This window comes from Actinomadura sp. 21ATH, assembly GCF_041951345.1.
Classification (GTDB): Bacteria; Actinomycetota; Actinomycetes; order Streptosporangiales; family Streptosporangiaceae; genus Spirillospora.
This window is the reverse complement of record NZ_JBGNUR010000023.1, coordinates 35,794-51,579: the sequence shown is the minus strand read 5'-3', so window position 1 is coordinate 51,579 and position 15,786 is coordinate 35,794. Positions and strand designations below refer to the sequence as shown.

General features: G+C 70.5%; 18 protein-coding genes. 7 read left to right on the top strand and 11 right to left on the bottom strand.

The window, feature by feature from the left end:
• Nucleotides 1-325 precede the first annotated feature (325 nt).
• Both ACA361_RS38170 and ACA361_RS38165 read right to left on the bottom strand, forming a co-directional pair.
• Nucleotides 326-1,297: a hypothetical protein gene (locus tag ACA361_RS38170; RefSeq protein WP_375020004.1), complete on the bottom strand. Its 972-nt coding sequence runs from the start codon at nucleotides 1,295-1,297 to the stop codon at nucleotides 326-328.
• Between the two features lie 181 nt (nucleotides 1,298-1,478).
• The gene (locus ACA361_RS38165; RefSeq protein WP_375020003.1) at nucleotides 1,479-2,141 is read right to left on the bottom strand and encodes a TetR/AcrR family transcriptional regulator C-terminal domain-containing protein; all 663 of its coding nucleotides are present in this window, start codon (nucleotides 2,139-2,141) and stop codon (nucleotides 1,479-1,481) included.
• 79 nt (nucleotides 2,142-2,220) lie between these two features.
• Between ACA361_RS38165 and ACA361_RS38160 the strand changes: the two genes are divergently transcribed.
• From ACA361_RS38160 to ACA361_RS38150, 3 genes are all read left to right on the top strand, one after another.
• On the top strand, nucleotides 2,221-3,108 hold the full coding sequence (locus ACA361_RS38160) for an alpha/beta hydrolase (RefSeq protein WP_375020002.1): 888 nt from the start codon (nucleotides 2,221-2,223) through the stop codon (nucleotides 3,106-3,108).
• Nucleotides 3,105-4,649, top strand: a complete 1,545-nt coding sequence (locus ACA361_RS38155) for a class I adenylate-forming enzyme family protein (protein WP_375020001.1) — start codon at nucleotides 3,105-3,107, stop codon at nucleotides 4,647-4,649. Before ACA361_RS38160 ends, ACA361_RS38155 begins: the two co-directional genes overlap by 4 nt.
• A 301-nt stretch (nucleotides 4,650-4,950) precedes the next feature.
• Nucleotides 4,951-5,499, top strand: a complete 549-nt coding sequence (locus ACA361_RS38150) for a hypothetical protein (protein ID WP_375020000.1) — start codon at nucleotides 4,951-4,953, stop codon at nucleotides 5,497-5,499.
• 26 nt (nucleotides 5,500-5,525) lie between these two features.
• Here ACA361_RS38150 and ACA361_RS38145 read toward each other — a convergent pair whose 3' ends face one another.
• From ACA361_RS38145 to ACA361_RS38135, 3 genes are all read right to left on the bottom strand, one after another.
• Nucleotides 5,526-6,020, bottom strand: a complete 495-nt coding sequence (locus ACA361_RS38145; protein WP_375019999.1) for a cupin domain-containing protein — start codon at nucleotides 6,018-6,020, stop codon at nucleotides 5,526-5,528.
• 30 nt (nucleotides 6,021-6,050) lie between these two features.
• On the bottom strand, nucleotides 6,051-6,422 hold the full coding sequence (locus ACA361_RS38140; RefSeq protein WP_375019998.1) for a DUF4267 domain-containing protein: 372 nt from the start codon (nucleotides 6,420-6,422) through the stop codon (nucleotides 6,051-6,053).
• A gap of 253 nt (nucleotides 6,423-6,675) precedes the next feature.
• Nucleotides 6,676-7,038, bottom strand: a complete 363-nt coding sequence (locus tag ACA361_RS38135; RefSeq protein ID WP_375019997.1) for a hypothetical protein — start codon at nucleotides 7,036-7,038, stop codon at nucleotides 6,676-6,678.
• 100 nt (nucleotides 7,039-7,138) lie between these two features.
• On the opposite strand from ACA361_RS38135, the gene sigJ reads away from it, so the two are divergent.
• The gene (gene sigJ, locus ACA361_RS38130) at nucleotides 7,139-8,056 is read left to right on the top strand and encodes an RNA polymerase sigma factor SigJ (protein ID WP_375019996.1); all 918 of its coding nucleotides are present in this window, start codon (nucleotides 7,139-7,141) and stop codon (nucleotides 8,054-8,056) included.
• A 348-nt stretch (nucleotides 8,057-8,404) separates the two neighbouring features.
• On the opposite strand, the gene ACA361_RS38125 is transcribed toward sigJ, so the two are convergent.
• Nucleotides 8,405-8,704 carry a class I SAM-dependent methyltransferase gene (locus ACA361_RS38125; protein WP_375019995.1) on the bottom strand — a complete coding sequence of 100 codons (300 nt, stop codon included), beginning with the start codon at nucleotides 8,702-8,704 and terminating at the stop codon, nucleotides 8,405-8,407.
• A 282-nt stretch (nucleotides 8,705-8,986) separates the two neighbouring features.
• On the opposite strand from ACA361_RS38125, the gene ACA361_RS38120 reads away from it, so the two are divergent.
• Nucleotides 8,987-9,514: a hypothetical protein gene (locus ACA361_RS38120; RefSeq protein WP_375019994.1), complete on the top strand. Its 528-nt coding sequence runs from the start codon at nucleotides 8,987-8,989 to the stop codon at nucleotides 9,512-9,514.
• A 447-nt stretch (nucleotides 9,515-9,961) separates the two neighbouring features.
• On the opposite strand, the gene ACA361_RS38115 is transcribed toward ACA361_RS38120, so the two are convergent.
• The 5 genes from ACA361_RS38115 to ACA361_RS38095 form a co-directional block, all read right to left on the bottom strand.
• The gene (locus ACA361_RS38115) at nucleotides 9,962-10,726 is read right to left on the bottom strand and encodes a hypothetical protein (RefSeq protein ID WP_375019993.1); all 765 of its coding nucleotides are present in this window, start codon (nucleotides 10,724-10,726) and stop codon (nucleotides 9,962-9,964) included.
• Between the two features lie 215 nt (nucleotides 10,727-10,941).
• Nucleotides 10,942-11,172, bottom strand: coding sequence for a hypothetical protein (locus ACA361_RS38110; protein ID WP_375019992.1), 231 nt, complete (start codon nucleotides 11,170-11,172; stop codon nucleotides 10,942-10,944).
• 185 nt (nucleotides 11,173-11,357) lie between these two features.
• Nucleotides 11,358-11,930 (bottom strand): OmpA family protein, encoded by a 573-nt coding sequence (locus ACA361_RS38105; RefSeq protein ID WP_375019991.1) that lies wholly within the window; start codon nucleotides 11,928-11,930, stop codon nucleotides 11,358-11,360.
• Nucleotides 11,927-12,469 (bottom strand): hypothetical protein, encoded by a 543-nt coding sequence (locus ACA361_RS38100; RefSeq protein WP_375019990.1) that lies wholly within the window; start codon nucleotides 12,467-12,469, stop codon nucleotides 11,927-11,929. Before ACA361_RS38100 ends, ACA361_RS38105 begins: the two co-directional genes overlap by 4 nt.
• A gap of 37 nt (nucleotides 12,470-12,506) precedes the next feature.
• Nucleotides 12,507-13,091, bottom strand: a complete 585-nt coding sequence (locus tag ACA361_RS38095) for a TetR/AcrR family transcriptional regulator (protein WP_375019989.1) — start codon at nucleotides 13,089-13,091, stop codon at nucleotides 12,507-12,509.
• Nucleotides 13,092-13,382: 291 nt separating this feature from the next.
• Between ACA361_RS38095 and ACA361_RS38090 the strand changes: the two genes are divergently transcribed.
• Nucleotides 13,383-13,928, top strand: a complete 546-nt coding sequence (locus ACA361_RS38090; RefSeq protein WP_375019988.1) for a hypothetical protein — start codon at nucleotides 13,383-13,385, stop codon at nucleotides 13,926-13,928.
• Entirely contained in the window at nucleotides 13,909-15,762 is a 1,854-nt protein-coding gene (locus ACA361_RS38085; protein WP_375019987.1) for a protein kinase, read from the top strand. The genes ACA361_RS38090 and ACA361_RS38085 overlap by 20 nt, the downstream gene beginning before the upstream one ends.
• Nucleotides 15,763-15,786: the final 24 nt, after the last annotated feature.

Here is a 15,786-nt window from a genome sequence, read left to right as displayed (position 1 = left end):
ATCCACCAGCAGCGGCCCGTAGCTGCACCTTCCCTCCAGCGCCCAGCATTGGGCGCCGGGGATCTGCTCGCGAGCGAACGCCAACGGCTCCCGATATCCGCGCTGGTCAGTGGCGGCCGCGGCGTGTGAGAGCACCGCGTCGAGGCCAGATACCGCTGCGGCGGCCAAAGTGTCGCGATGGGTGTCGATGCCGATGACGCCATCAACCTGTTCTGCCAGCATGGTCATGCGGGTTGTGCTTGCTTCCGGCGAAGACGACCGTGCGGTTGGTGTCGGCCTGGGGTGGAGTCACCGCGTGGCAGAACTGCGATGAGTGACGCCGCTACTAGGTGTACATGGCGTGGACGAGTGCGGCCAGAGCGTTGTACTTGTCGTCCTCGGTACGCCCGGCGATCTGCTCCAGCAGCAGGTCTCGCATGTGGACGGGGTCGATCTGCCAGTGCCGGTGGCGTTCGGCGAAGTCCAGCAGCACGGTGTCCAGGTCGGGTTCGGGGAGCCGCACGGCGCCCCGTGCGAGGTCGATCTGCCGGTGATGGTCGTCCTCCCAGAACCGCCAGGTCCATCCGGGCCACCGGGGGAACCGGTCGTCGTGGTCGAGCGGCACGTCGTGGAAGCTCGTCCAGTAGCCGCCGGTGCGGGCGGGCAGGTCCAGATGCATACCGTCCAAGGGCATCACCCGCCTGGTGCGGCACAGCGCTTCTTCCGGCAGGCGGGCCAGGATCTCCTCGCCGCTCGCCAGCAGCCCCGGCAGCCCCGATCCGAGCGCGTAGGCCCGGACCGCAGTGCCGTCATCGACGGTCAGCAGGCCCGCGTAGAGGCTATCGCCGGCGGTGTGCATTCCCGTTCCCCCGCGCTCGTCCTTGACGCGGTGCCGCCGTGGCGGCAGGCGGTCGGCGCGATGGGCTGGGAGGGCGGGGACGTGCGGAGGATCGACCTCTGCCAGGTCCAGCCCCAGGTGGTGCAGCATCTCCTCCATGCCCGCATAGGCCCAGCCGACCCGCCAGTCCGGCCACATGCGGCGCAGCACGTGCAGGTAGACGCGCCGGTAGGAGTCCCAGTCGTCGTAGGCGTAGGGATGGGAGAAGTTCACCAGGATCCGGCGCTCGTCATGGTCCACCATGAACGCGGCGTCGGGCCCGGACGCGAAGCGGTCCTGCCCCCAGTCCGCGAATTCCCCGAGCGTCGGCAGCGGAGGGATCAGCACCCACCGCTCGGCGCCCGGCCCACCGCCGCTGCTCTGGCGGCGGAAGTGCACCGTGCCGCCCTCGCGGATGACGAACTGGATCGGACTGGACATTCCGCCACGCTAGCCGAGCGGCGAGCGACGCCATCGCCTCTCTTCAGCTCATCCATTGCGCCCTCATTTGTCGGGGCGAGACCGTAGAGCCCCATCCGTGACCACGGATGCTCCGTGAGGGGGATGAGTGCACGCTGCTTAACGCCACTGGCCCGTTCCGTTCCTGCTCAAGCCCCGCTAACTAGCGGTGGGCTCCGCCGTGCCGTGCGGCGGCCGTCTCCAGACCGCCGATGACGATCTCCATAGCGGCGTGGAATGCAGCCTCGGCGTCGCTTGTCTCCACGGTCCGCGCCATCTCGATCAGGTGGGGAAACCGCTCGGGCGGAAGGCCGGCGACCCGTCCGGTGACCGCCTCCGGATCATCGCCGCGAGCCGGTGCGAGCGGTCCGGCGAGCTCTGCCTGCGCGAGGCCGATGATGAGGCCCTGCACCACGCGGAAGGCCACCAGGAGGTCGGTTCCTGACCGGCCGCTGTCGGCGAGTGCCTCCAGCAGGGCCTCGGCCGGTCTGAGCGTGCCGGTGTCGAGACTGCGCCGGGTGAGGATCAAGGGGATCGTGCCGGGGTGGGCGCGCACGGCCCGCCACATCGCTTCGGCGATGGCCTCGACCCGCCGCCGCCAGTCGTCCGAGGGATCCTCGGTCCAGCTCACCTGGGACATCACGGCCTCGGTGACGAGTTCTTCGAGCCCCTCACGGCCGTCGACGTAGTTGTAGATCGTCATCGGGCCGGTGCCCAGCCGGCCGGCGAGGCTGCGCATGGTGAGCGCGCCGAGTCCCTCCCGGTCCACGAGGTCGAGCGCGGCGGTCTGCAACTGCTCCCGCGTGAACTTCCGGGGTGCGGGCATGGCTCTCCCTGTTGATTACGTACGAGGTACGTGTTTAACTTCGATCCTGTACACGTACAACGTACTTGAACGGAGCGTCATGACGACACGTACCTCCTTCACCTCCGGAGGCGATGAGGTCGCGGCCTGGCTGACCGTCCCGGAACGGCCCGGCCCCCATCCCGTCGTCATCCTGGTGCACGGCGGCGGAGCGACCCACGAGATGATGCTCGACCAGTACGAGAAATGGTTCAGCGAAGCGGGCCTGGCGGTGCTGGCGTTCGACTTCCGCCATCTGGGCGAGTCCGGCGGCCTGCCACGCCAGCTCGTCAGCCCGCGCCGGTACGCCCAGGACATCGACGCTGCCCTGGCGTTCGTCCGTACCCGGGCGGAACTCGACCCCGGCCGGATCGCGCTGTGGGGAACCTCGTTCGGCGCCAGCCACGTGGTCGCCGCGGCCGCCCGCCACTCCGAACTCGCGGCGGCGGTCGTCCAGTGCCCCGTCCTCAACGGCCGCGCCATCGCCACCAAGGCCGGACTGCGCCACCTGGCCCGCTTCACCATCCCGATCACCTCCGACCTGGTACGGGCCACGCTCCGCCGGCCACGACGCTACGTCCCGCTCGTCGGCCGCCCCGGAGAACTGGCCTTCGTCAACCAGCCGGGCGCCGTGGAGGGCTGGGAGTCTGTCTGCCCGCCCGGCTACCGGTTCGACAACCGCGTGGCGGCCGCCGCCGGGCTGGAGATGCTGTTCTACAACGCCTCGTCGCGCGCGTACCGGATCCGCTGCCCGCTGCTGGTGTGCCAGAGCGACCGCGAGAACCTCATCGACCCCGCGATCGCGGCCAAGGTCGCCGCCACCGCACCCCGCGGCGTCCTCAAGCACTACGACGCCGACCACTTCACCGTGTACCACCCGCCGCTGGTCGAACGGATCGTCGCCGACCAGATCGAGTTCCTCACCACGCACCTCAAGGTGAGGTCGTGACCGGGCAACGCGTGGGCGATCTGCTGCGCGCGGCGGCCATCGAGGAACGAACGGGCTGGTTGGCAGGCGAGCGGCAGATCACGTACGCGGAGATGAACGAGCGGTCCGACCGCATCGCGACCGGTCTGCTGGGGCTGGGCGTGCGACACGGCGACCGCATCGCCCTCAATGACTTCGCCACCCCTGGCTGGCTGGCGGTCTATTTCGCCGCCGCCAAGATCGGGGCGGTCGTGGTGGGCGTGAGCGTGCGCTATCGCGACAGCGAGATCGCACACATCCTGAGCGACTCGGGCGCCCGCTCGGTCTTCACCGTTCCCTCGGCCGGGGACATCGATTTCCTCGGCATCCTGGCCAGGACCCGCGAGGCCTTCCCGCATCTCCGGGAGGTCGTGTCCATCGGTACGGGCGGTGACCGTACCCTCGCCGAACTCGAAGCCGTCCCACCGGACGCGGCGCGCCTCGCCGCAGCCGAGGCACTGGTCGCACCGGACGACCCCGTCATGATCATCTATACGTCCGGGACTACTGGGCGGCCCAAAGGTGCCACGCTGACGCACCGCGGCCAGCTCGCGGCGGCCACCGCCCAGGCACGGCACATGCGGCTGGGACCCGGCGATGTGCTGCCCGTCACCGTTCCGCTCAACCACGTCAGCGGCATCACCTGCTGCGTACTGGCCGCCCTGGCCGCCCGAGCTCAGACGGCACTGCTCCCGGCCTTCTCCCCCAGCGCCGCCCTCCAACTTCTCAAAACGAGCGGCCTCACCGTCTGGGTCGGCGTGCCGACGATGCACACCCTGCTTCTGGACACGCCCGCCTTCACCACCGCCGACACGTCCGGAGTCCGCCTGGTCATCACCGGCGGAGCCAATGCCGAGCCATCGCTACTCCGGCGGCTGACCCGTGCCTTTCCGAACGCGACCGTGATGAACCTCTATGGCCTGAGCGAGACGTCCGGGGCCGTGGTGATGACGCCGTGGGGCACCGATCCGGAGACCACCGTACGGTCGATCGGACGGCCACTGCCCGGAGTCCAAGCCAAGGTCGTCAACACCGACGGCTCGGACACAGGCCCCGGAGCGACCGGTGAGCTGCTGGTACGGACGCCGTCGGTCATGGCCGGCTACCACGGCCTGCCCGCCGAGACGGCCCGTACGGTCAGCGGGGACGGCTGGCTGCACACCGGCGACATGGTCCGCGTCGACGACGGTCTCCTCACCCTGCGCGGCCGCTGGCAGGAGATGTTCGTCCAGGGCGGGTTCAACGTCTATCCTGTCGAGGTCGAGAACGTCCTGGCCGCTCACCCCGAGGTCGTCATGGCGGCCGGCATCGGCGTACCCGACCTCATCCTCGGAGAGATCGGCTGCTACTACGTGGTGCTCGTCCCCGGCGCGCGGACCACTCCACAGGACCTCAAGAACCACTGCGCGGCCTCCATCGCCGACTACAAGGTGCCCAAGCAGATCATCATCCGCACCCGCCTTCCACTGACCCCCGCCGGCAAGGTCCAGAAGGACCGCCTCCGCACTGAAGGAGCACGATGATCCGCACAGCGCTCTTACCGGCAACACAGACTCTGGAACCTGAAGCGAAGCGGAAGCGCAGATTGCCAGCGGGTGAAGACGCTGCAGCCCCGCTTCCGTTGCCGCGCCCGCCGTCAGCCCGCTCTCCCCCTCGTCGTCTGGGCCGTCGGCGGGCGAGCACAGCGGCCGGGGCCCTGGCGCGGGGCGGACGGGGTGATGGCGGAGCGGCCCAGGCAGTCGAGGTGGGCGTGGCCGAGGTCGACAGGCGGAGCACATCCTCGTCGGTCACCCCGACGCCCTCACTCAAGGTCCAGCCCACCGCGTGCGGGTGGTCGACGATCACCGACAGTACGTGGAGTTCCACAACACCACGGCGCTGACGACCACGCCAGGAGCGGCGAGCTGGTACACCCGGCCCTCTCGGCAGGGCTGGCGGATCTATCCGCCGCCATTGCGGACCTGGGGTTCCGTTAACGGACGTGTCACCAACTGCAAACGAGAGAATGGGCTGGCCAGCGGGCATGACCCGGGGGTGGGGGCGCCGGCGATCCGCCGCGGTGCTTGGGCGGGCATGTCCAAGCGGGCGATGCAGCACGAGTTCGGTGTGGGTTTCCGCGCGGTGCAGCCCGCGCTGACATCGGCGTTCCCGCAGCCGACGCCGCTGGGGGGCTGCGTGGACATCGCCGCCGGAGACCTTGACTCCGGCGGCGATGGCGCGGACGGCTTCACCGCGCCGGCGGCGGGCAAGGAACGCGGGCGTTCGCCGACGTCCGGCGCCCGCCGATCCGATGTCGTGCGGGAAGTCTTTGGTTTCGGCGTCCATCAGGAGGTCGTCGAGGACCGCGTACACCTTGCGGAGGGCGGTGGATGACCTCCTCGGTGATGCGCCCGAGCCGTCTAGGGCCTGGCCGATTCCCATGCGGTGCTGGAGAGGAAGTAGGTGTCGTAGAGCTCCTGGACGTCCAGGAGGCTTTCGGGGGGCACCTTTCCGTAGGCGATGCGCTCCAGGTGACGGAAGTACTCGAAGCGTTCGACGCCGGGCGTGATGACGATGAGGATGTCGGCGTCGTGGCCGGGCGCGGCGGCGAAGGCGTGCGGCGCGCCGGGCGGCACGATCACCAGGTCGCCGCGCTCGGCGGTGACGACCTGGTCGCCCGACAGGAGCTGCGCGGTGCCGTCCAGCATGTAGAACAGCTCGGCGGAGTTGTCGTGGCGGTGCGGTTTGGCGCCGTCGGCGCCGGCGGCGAGGGTGACGCGCTGAGTTGACAGTGCGCCGCCGGTGGAGTCGCTGTCGGCCAGCAGCCGGATGGTGGTGGGGGCCTGGCCGATGACCTCGGCCTCGGCGCCGCGGACGATGATGGCCTGGTCGAAGTCGGGGATGGGCTGGGACATGCGGTGGCTCCTTGTGAGTGGTCGAGGGTGTCAGATGGCGAACAGCAGGGCGGCGCTGATGAGCACGGCGACGGCGGTGGCGAAGTGGATGCCGAACGCCACGGCCCTGGTGCCGCCGTGGCGCAGGACGATGAGGGTGTCGCCCAGGGGAGCGATCGCGACAACGAGCATGTACCAGCCCGCGGCGTCTGGGCCGGAGAAGGCGAGCAGGGCCGCCCCGAGGACGCCGAAGGTGAGGTCCCGCAGGCCCTTGATGGACAGGTACGCGGCGTCGCCGTCCTTCCGCGCGGGCACGCCGTACCCCGCGGCCGCAGGCCCGGGGGTCAGAAGGAACCGCAGGCCGATGAGAGTGACCATGGCGATGAGAGCGCTGGCGAGCCCGTAGGTGATCGGAGTGAGCACGGAGAATCTCCTTGGTCAGCAATGCCGGAAATGAGAAGGACACTCGCAGAGCGATGGCGGCTATAGTCGCTGGAGTTCAGAGCGCGAGGGAGCGGAGCAGAAGTGGTCGCCGTCACGGCGGCCCAGGAACTGGCCGGGGCCAATGGCCGGAACGCGATGATCGCCCAGCGAGCTGGTGGAGACGTTTTGGCCGCTTCGCTGGCTGCCCGCCATCCGGGCATCGCATCGCAGAGTCCATGCCGGTTCTCGCTCGTCAACGCCGTGCCAGCGCTAGCACGCTCAGTCCGAACATCAGAACGCCCAGAGGAAGATGGACCGACGGCACGTGCGCGATGCCGAGCGCGACCTGCACGGAGGCGAGGGCGAGGAAGCCCGCCGCGTGCAGGACCGGCCGCGCCGAGCCGCCGCCCGGCTTCCAGGCCAGCACCGCCGCGAGCACGTACAGCATCGACGTCCCGTACATCACGCGGGCTCCGGCGCTGTGCAGCGTCTCGCCATAGGACGAGGTCAGCAGCAGTCCGGCCGAGACCGCTTGAAGGAAGATGGTCAAGGTCTGCAGGCCGATCGCGCTCTGCAGGAACGAGATGCGGCGCTGCGCCGTCGCCTGGGTCGCCATGGCATGGTCTCCTCACTGCCGGAGGCAGCAGATCGATAAGGTCTCACCAGCCCGACGACACGGGCCCGCGAAAGGTAAGGCGAGGAGGCGAGTCCGGATCATGGGGACGGCCAGCACGGATGCCGGCGAGATCGCCGGTGAGCGCCGCCAACTGATCAACGTCGCCTACCGGCTGCTGGGCTCGCTGGCCGAGTCCGAGGACGCCGTGCAGGAGGCCTTCGCGCGCTGGTACGCGCTGCCGCGAACCCGGCGCGACGAGATCGCGTCCCCGGGCGCCTGGCTGACGACGGTGACCGTCCGCTACTGCCTGGACGTGCTCGGTTCGGCACGAGCACGCCGCGAGCGCTATGTCGGCGCGTGGCTGCCCGATCCGCTGCCCGATCGCGCCGAGTGGGGCCAGGGCGCCGACTCCGACCCCGCCGACCAGCTGGTCCTCGACGAGTCGGTCACCATGGCGTTCCTCGTCGTCCTGGACTCGATGACGCCCGCCGAGCGGGTGGCGTTCGTGCTGCACGACGTCTTCCGGTACCCCTTCGCCGAGATCGGCGGCATCCTCGGCCGTACCCCCGCGGCCTGCAAGCAGCTAGCGGCCTCGGCCCGGCGGCGGGTACGCGACGCGCACGCCCCCGCGCCGACGGCCGGACAGGCCAACACGGTGCGCCATGTCAAACAGGCGTGGGAGAGCAAGGACATCGCAGCTCTGGTCGACCTCCTCGACCCGACCGCCGTGATGACCGCCGACGGCGGCGGCGCAGCCCGTACCGCGCTGCGCCCGATCGAGGGCGGTGCGCACATCGCCCGGTACATGGTCGCCATCGCCGAGAAGGCCCCGGGACTCGAACTCCTGGAACGGTCGGTCAACGGTGCACCTGGCCTGGTGGCCCGGCACGCCGGCACGATCATCGCTGTGGCCGCGTTCGACGTCGCCGACGGCCGCGTCACCCGCATCTGGACGGTCCGCAACCCGCAGAAGCTACGACCATGGGAACGGAACGGCCAGGGCCCGTTCCACACCTGAGTTCGGCCGCCAGTTCCTCCATCTCGTCCCTTCTGGAGAGCCAGCCCTCCAGGTCGCCTCGCGCGCCGCGTGCACCGTCACCTCATCGCGGATGCGCTCGGCGATGGCGTCGAGCAGGGGGCTCTCGGACGTCGTGGTCGAGCCCTCGGTACGGCGACGTCGAGCGTAGGAGATCGGCAAAGCCGTTGCCGTTGAACCACTGAACGGTCGGGTACCAGCGGACGATCGCTGGGCCGAACAAGCCGCCGGGTTCCTTGACCGGTCCCCAACCCTCATCGGTGGTGCGCACGTCGCCCTCCAGGGGGATGACCCCAGTCCGGGTTCCCCGGGCAGTACCGCTCATGGAGATCAGTGGTCTCGGCGTACACCTCCGGCTCTCCTGGGCCGGCGGACGACGACGTGGCCGAGCTGCGCCACCCAACCTCTGGGACGGAGCATGGCGTGCGCTCGGTGCCAGCCGATCGATGGATCGACCCAGTGCCACGCCGACGCGGCCACGAGGACATCGAAGCGCCCCCGGCGGACGTCGTACGCCTCGAACGTCGACGTCTCGACCGTGACGTTGTGGAAGGGGGCGAGCTGCCGGCGAGCGAGTGCGGCCATCTCCGCGCCCGGCTCGATCGCGGTCACCCGGCCCGTTCCCCGCACACCGTGACGCCCTAGTGACGGGCGCGTGAGCGCGCTGCGCTTCCGCCCCGCATGCCGGTCCGCGTTGCGGGAACGCGTGTCCGGATGTGGATGCCCGGCGGGCAGTGACGTGGCGGGTTCGGGGGCGCATGCTCGCGCCAGTGCGGTCTTCGCCTCGTCTCGTTCCAAGGAGCGTCGGCGCCGTCCCCACGGCCTTCGTCCTGACCGCGCTGACCGAAGCCACCTGGTGGTCCCACCGCCTCATCGGTGCGGGTCAGTGATGGCAGGACCTGCGGAGGAACTGTGGTCGAGGACATCGCAAGCCGCATCTCGCAGCATCAGGAGTTTCGGCGGCTCGTGGCCGCGGCGATGGAGCTGGCCGTCGCTCAGGCCGGCATCGTCAGGGACATGGACGCGGGTCAGCGCCAGGAGTATGCCGACAAGGCCACCGCTCTGCGGGGCAGGTTGACGCGCGACTCCGAGTCGCGGCGCGAGGCGCCGTTCGGGGATCTGGGCGAGCTGGTCGGCATGAACGGTGCTCGGGTGCAGGCCCTGGTGCGGGAGACGGAGGCGGCGGCGAGGGCGTTCGTTCCCGCGTTTCCTGAGCTCAGGTCCATGGACGAGCGCGCCAGGCCGGACACGCTGACCGCGGCGGTCAAGCGCGACCCGGCCCTGGCCCGTACGGCAGAAGAGCTTGTGGCGGCCGACCAATCACCGGAGGCATGCCAGGCGACGTGCCTGGCCCTGCTCATCTTGTTCATGTCCGCCGCCACCGCCATGCTGGCCGTCGGCCTGCTCGGCTGTGTCTGGCTGGGCTGGATCCCGCCCTGATGGCGCTGTGTGGTTCTCCCAGCGCCTGGACGGCCCCGGCCCGGCCCCGGCCGCGGCGGTGACCGCGGGTACGGCGGTACAGGTGGCGGGGAGGGGTTTTCGGTGGCTGCTGGTGCGCCGCACTCGTTGTTGCAGGCAGCGGTGCCGTAGATGCCGCCCCTACCTGGGTCTCTGAGGTGCTGGCCTGCTGCTGCGGGGCGGTACAGCGGGTGGCGGCCTCGTTCAGCCGAACCTCGACGTGGGATTTGCTCGGGGGGATCCGCCAGGACGATGGGCGCTGGCGGACCCGCGACAGGGCCCGGTGCAGGCGATGCGTCGGCGGCGTGGTGAAAAACGCGCGTGCTTCAGCAGGTGTGAGCAGGGCGTGCGGTGGCCGGGCCGTACGGGGCCGGTGGTGCGCGTCTCTTGGCGTCCGTACGGCCCGGCCTGTGGCGGGCTACTCCGGGGTCAGGGCAGTCGGGCGGTGTCGGCGGGAAGTGCGGTCTGGCCGGTGACGAATTCGCTCCAGAGGCCGAAGCGCAGGCGAGTGCCGGGGCGTGCGGTGGTCTCGGCGTAGCCGACCGGGCGGCCGCCGATCATGCGGGTGGCGCCGAAGGAGAGTTCGAAGCGGGCCGTTCCGGCGCGTTGTGCCGGCGGGACGGGGGTGGGCGGGACGATCTCGTCCAGGGTCCAGCGATGGTCGCGGCGGTAGGGCGCGGAGGCTCGCTCGAAGGTCTGCTCCAGGACCATGCCGGCTTCGGGGATCACGACCAGGGCGCCGCGCATCCCGTTGACCCGGCTGTTGAACAGCAGGACGTCCTGCTCGGTGCCGTCGAAGGCGGTCAGCCGGCCGGAACCGACCCGGGAGGCGGGCGGGCATGCCTGGACGCCCTGTTCGTCGACGGTCTTGCGGGCGCAGGTCGGGAACGCCTCGGGATTGAAGCGGACCGCGCGGTCGAACAGGAACACGAACCGGCGCGCCGCCGCGGGAACAGTGTTCTGGGCGGTACGGCTGCGGCGGTCGAAGGCGATGGTGACGCTGCGTCCGGCGTTCCGGGTGGCCTGGACGGTGATCGTGTCCAGGTTGCGGGGGCCGGTGACGTCGGGCTCCTGGGGCCGCAGCGGCCCGCCTGGCGCCGGGTCGGGGAACGGCCCCGCCGAGGCCGCAGAAGCGGTTCCGGCGATAATCAGGGCTGTGGCGGTAAGGACGAAACCGGCGCGGGTGAAACGCATGAATTCCTCCGGATCGGCGTGCATCGACGACCTCAGTTGATCAACCCGAGCCGAAAGGAGACATAAGGATGACGCGAGTTCCGCCGCGTTCTTCCGTGCGTGAGCAGCACACCATTTCGAGGAGCAGATGGTCAGGCCAGAGGTGCGATGAGCGAAGCCGGGCTGTACGCGGCGCGCTGGCCGCGGAGAATTTCCTGACGCTTTTGAACGAGGCGTCAGAGACCGTGGTCGTCGAGGCCGCCGTTGGTCGCGTCCACGCCCAGCAGGACGGCGAGGGCGGTGATCGGCAGGAGGAAGGCCAGGACGAGGATTCCCCAGCTCCAGATGGTCAGCTTGCGGGCCGAGGCGGCGTCGCTGTTGGCGCGGCCGATCGCCATGGCGGAGGTGACGATCGCGGGGATCGCGAGCAGGTTGCAGCAGGCGACGAGGGCGATCAGGCCGCACACCAGCGCCGCGATGGTCGACCCGGAGGCGCCCCTTCCCGTATTGCCGGGGTGATGGGCGCCGGGATTGCTCCAGCCTTGACCGTAGGGATCTGACCATCCCGGAGGATGCCCTCTATGACCGCTCACGGATCTACCCTTTTCTGGTTCCCTTAACGTGCCCGTCATGGCGGCGGGCGAGCGGCCGTTCAGCGGCCTTGGAAGGTGATTTCCACGCGGCGGTTCTCGGCGCGTCCTTCGGGGTTGTCCTCGCCGTTCTTGGTGTTGGGCTGGACGGGGTCGGCCTCGCCTCGGCCGGTCGCTTCGATGCGGAGCGTTCCGGCGGTACGGGCGAGTTCGGCGCGGACGGATTCCGCGCGGTCCCGCGACAGCCGCAGGTTGTCCGCGTCCGTTCCCAGCGAGTCGGTGTAGCCGACGACGCGTACGGTGCCGGTGGCGCCGCGCAGGCGGGCCGCGGCGGCGGCGATCGCGGTGCGGGCGGCCGGGGTGAGGTCGTGCTTTCCGAACTCGAACAGCACGTCGGCGTTGATGCGCAGGGTGGTGGACGAGCCGTCGGTGCGTTCCTGGCGGAGCGCGACGATCGAGGCGGCGAGGTCGATGTTCTGGGTCGACGCGGCATGGTCCAGGTCCTGGATGGACGCGGCGATCTCCTGGTCGGTCGGTTCCGGCGCGGCCACGGCCAGCGCAGGCGCGGCCGGCGCAGGCGCGAGCGCGCCGCCCAGCAGGACCGCCGCCGCGACGGCTTGGGCGCGGCGGTTCACCGGGTCACCGGAACGTTGCGGAACGGGGCCCACTGCCCGAACGAGACGTCCACGGCGCGCACGGATTCGGGCGGCGCGGCGAAGGTGTAGGTCTGCACATTGGGCCGGTTGTTGCGAACCTTGTCGAAGATGTAGTGCGGCTGCAGCTGGCGCGAGCCCGCCCTCACCACCCTGTAGCGCTTGAGGTTGACGGTGTCCAGGAGCGCGACGTCAGGGGCGCTACGGCCGTTCAGCTGAGAAACGCTGACCTGGTCCGATCCCGCATTTCGGGGGGTGAGCACCAGGGTCAGATGGGCCAGCCGCCCGGAGACCTTCAGCTCGATGATGCCGATCTCCAGCGTGGCGCCATCGGCGATCGGCGACCCGAAGGTCTGCCGGGCGATCACCTTGTCCGGGTCGGCCGTGCCGATCGTGCCGCTGGGCGGCCGGGCGCCGGTGCCGCGGGCTGGCTGCGCCGCGTCCCCGTCCGTTCCGAGGCAACCGGTCAGGCTCATGGCGGCGACCACGGCGACACCGGCGGTTCTTCCGGGGCTGGGCATGGGTGCTCCTTGTGAACGGCTCGTGGGGAAAGACGGCTCAGCGGTCGGGGTAGCCCAGCGCGCGCCGGCACAGCCGCGACAGCAGGGCGTGCATCTCCGCCTCCTCCTGGAGGGTGTGCTCGCGGGAGAAGAGCATGTACCAGTTGCGCTCGCACATGTAGGTGAGCGCGATGCACATGGCGCGGGCGTCGCCGAGGTCGGGCACCAGGCCCGCGGCCCGGTCGCGTTCGAGCGCGGCGGCCTGGACGTCGGCGGCGCGTTCGAAGAAGCGGCGCCAGGTCTCGCGGAGCGCGGCGTCGCGTCCGGTCTGGTCGATGATCGCGCACAGCAGGCCGCTGTTGTGCCGCCACCATTCGGCGAAGCCGGAGATCACCTCGTCGAGGATCCGCTCCAGGCCCTGGTCGCCGTGCACGGTGAGGATGCCCATCGCCGACTCGATCGTCCGGTCGAGCGCGGCCCGTACCACCGCGTCCTTGTTGTCGAAGTAGAAGTACACCGCGGCCCGCGAGAGCCCGGCGCCCGCGGCGATCTGCGCGAGGTCGATCTCGGCCAGGGGCTTGGCCGCCATCAGCCGCTCGGCGCTGTCGAGCAGGGCGATCTCCTGCCGGTCGCCGCGGCTCATCCGCGGCCGCCGGCGCCCCGATCCCGCTCCTGCCACGGGTTCGGGCGACGCCGGAGCTGCTTCGGATGCCAACACACACCTTCTGAGTCGAGGAAGGGCCACGTGGACCCGCGTCGAGTTCCGCTCTCGGACGACTCCCTGTCCGCAAATCTACGCACATCGTCTGTTATTATCAACAGATTGTCAAAGGTAGGAATGTGATCGGACTCTTCCTGGACTCGAGATCGGCAGGGGTCCATTGGGGACCGGCGGAGGTATGTGGCGTCGTGCAGATGGCGATGAGCTGACCGCATGGACGTCTCTTGGGGGATCCTGCGGTATCCGGCCGAGCAGGACCGAGCCGAGATCCTCGGCGAATGGCGCCCGTTCGCCGAGGCGACCCTCGATCACGGAGGTTCGTTCGGCGTGATGCACGGTGAGGACCGCATCACCTTCCGGCGGCCGCGCGCCGCTAAGGACAGGGCGGAGGTCGCCGTCGCCGTGACCGCCGACCCGGCGGCTCGCGCGCGCGTCGACGCACTCGTCCTCACCGACGGCACCCGCGAACTCTTCGGCAGGCTCTTCAACGACCATGAGGTCTTCGTTCCGTGGAACACCCGCCCCTTCCCCGCCGGCATCGGCACGCCGTCGCGCACCTGGTTCCCCGCGGCACTCGACCGGCTGGTCGCCGCCACCGGTGACCTCGAGGCCGATCCCGACCTGGTCGAGCTCGCCGACCATCTGTTCACCGCGGCGTGCCTGGCCCGGCGCCTCCAGATGCTGATCACGATCGACCACCGCGAGGTATCGGCGCACGACGATGACAGGAGCCGGCGGCATGGACGCCCTGCGGCCTGACGATCCGGTGGAAGCCGGCGGCTACCGGCTGCTGGCCCGGCTCGGCGCGGGCGGAATGGGACAGGTGTACCTGGGACGCGACCGGCGGGGACGCACGGTCGCGGTCAAGATGGTGCATCCCGAACTCGCCCGCGACCGGGAGTTCCGGTCCCGCTTCGAGCGGGAGGTGGCGGCGGCCCGGCGGGTGGGCGGCACCTGGACGGCGCAGGTCCTGGACGCCGACACCTCCGCTCCGACGCCATGGCTGGCCACCGCCTACGTGCCCGGCCCCACGCTCCGCGAGACGGTCGCCCGGCACGGCCCGCTGCCGGAGCACTCCACTCTCACGCTGACCGGCGGGCTGGCCCGCGCGCTGCAAGCGGTGCACGCCTGCGGCCTGGTCCACCGCGACCTCAAGCCGTCCAACGTCCTGGTGACGCTGGACGGGCCGCGCGTCATCGACTTCGGCATCGCACGATCGCTGGACGCCGCCGTCGCCACCCGTACCGGAGCGGTCATCGGGTCGCCCGGCTTCATGTCGCCCGAGCAGATACGCGGGCAGCGGCCGACACCCGCCGGCGACGTGTTCTGCCTCGGCGCGGTGCTGGCGTACGCGGCCAGCGGGCACGAACCGTTCGGCGGTCCCGACCTCGACATGCACGCGGTGATGTACCGCATCGCCCACGAGGAGCCCGACCTCGGCGCGCTGCCCGAGCGGGTGCGGCAGGTCGCGAAGGCGTGCCTGGCAAAAAGCCCCGACGCGCGTCCCCGCCCGGACGAGATCCTCGCCCTCCTGCCCGACGAGCCCGCCGACCCCTGGCTGCCGGCCGCCGTCACCGCCGACATCGGCCGCGGCGCCGCCCGCCTGCTGGAACTCCAAGCACCCGAGCACGCGCCCACCTTCAGCGCGCTCCCGGCGCACCATACCGATGTACGAGGACGGCCGGTACCGTCTGGCCCGCCACCCTCGTCCGCCGACACCACACCGGCCACGCGGCGGACGCGGACACCTGCCTACCTCGCCGCCGGAGCCTTCGGAACCGTTCTCGCCATCGCCGTGGCACTTGTCGTCCTTCAGAACGGTGAACCGGAGCCGGGCGTCCCGGCGGCGCTCGACGCGACGACGCCTACGGCCGGGCGGACGCCGACGACACCCGCCGGACACATGCCGCAGGCCATGGTCGGCACCTGGGAAGGCCAGTCCTACCACCCCGCGACCCGCGAGCAGTGGCTGCGGCGCGTCACCCTGCGACCGGGCCCGAGCGGCGGCACCGCCGGCTCGATCTGGTCGGTCACCGACGACACCTTGTGCGAGACCCGGCTGACGCTGATCCCGGCCGGCGCCGACTCCGCCGAACTGCGGTCCCATACCGTGCGCAGCGTCCCCGCCGGAGCCTGCGGCAACGGCTCACGCTGGAGCATGGAACTGGCGGGCGACGCAACGCTGAACTGGACGGCGGGATCGACATCGGCCACCCTGTCCAAGGCCTCCGGCGACCGGGTCCCCGAACGCTACCGCGGCCAGTGGTGGACCACGATTGGACGGCCCACCGCCGGAAGCACGGCCCCGCCCCCAAGAAAGACCTTCGACATCTCCGACGGCACAGCGGGCACCGAGGCCGTCGAGATCACCGTGACCGGCGGCGGCGACAGGTGCCGGGCGGCCGCCGTCTTGGTGTCCGTCGAACCGGCCATCGTGTTCTTCTCCACCCGCACCCTCGAAGGCAACTGCAAACTCGGCGGCATGCAACGGATCACCCCCGCCCCCGAGAACGGCGGCCTGCGCTGGGAAGCGCCTCAACAAGGCCAGTCCGGCGGCCTCCAGCGCAACTGGCCTCCCTCCAGGAGAACCTGACTCGCCGGGAAGATCACTGCCTGT

Excerpts from the sequence above, each read along its gene's own strand:
- ACA361_RS38170 (WP_375020004.1), bottom strand. The coding sequence starts at position 1,297 with ATGTCCAGTCCGATCCAGTTCGTCATCCGCGAGGGCGGCACGGTGCAC.
- ACA361_RS38165 (WP_375020003.1), bottom strand. The coding sequence starts at position 2,141 with ATGCCCGCACCCCGGAAGTTCACGCGGGAGCAGTTGCAGACCGCCGCG.
- ACA361_RS38160 (WP_375020002.1), top strand. The coding sequence starts at position 2,221 with ATGACGACACGTACCTCCTTCACCTCCGGAGGCGATGAGGTCGCGGCC.
- ACA361_RS38145 (WP_375019999.1), bottom strand. The coding sequence starts at position 6,020 with ATGTCCCAGCCCATCCCCGACTTCGACCAGGCCATCATCGTCCGCGGC.
- ACA361_RS38135 (WP_375019997.1), bottom strand. The coding sequence starts at position 7,038 with ATGGCGACCCAGGCGACGGCGCAGCGCCGCATCTCGTTCCTGCAGAGC.
- sigJ (WP_375019996.1), top strand. The coding sequence starts at position 7,139 with ATGGGGACGGCCAGCACGGATGCCGGCGAGATCGCCGGTGAGCGCCGC.
- ACA361_RS38115 (WP_375019993.1), bottom strand. The coding sequence starts at position 10,726 with ATGCGTTTCACCCGCGCCGGTTTCGTCCTTACCGCCACAGCCCTGATT.
- ACA361_RS38100 (WP_375019990.1), bottom strand. The coding sequence starts at position 12,469 with ATGCCCAGCCCCGGAAGAACCGCCGGTGTCGCCGTGGTCGCCGCCATG.
- ACA361_RS38095 (WP_375019989.1), bottom strand. The coding sequence starts at position 13,091 with ATGAGCCGCGGCGACCGGCAGGAGATCGCCCTGCTCGACAGCGCCGAG.
- ACA361_RS38090 (WP_375019988.1), top strand. The coding sequence starts at position 13,383 with ATGGACGTCTCTTGGGGGATCCTGCGGTATCCGGCCGAGCAGGACCGA.
- ACA361_RS38085 (WP_375019987.1), top strand. The coding sequence starts at position 13,909 with ATGGACGCCCTGCGGCCTGACGATCCGGTGGAAGCCGGCGGCTACCGG.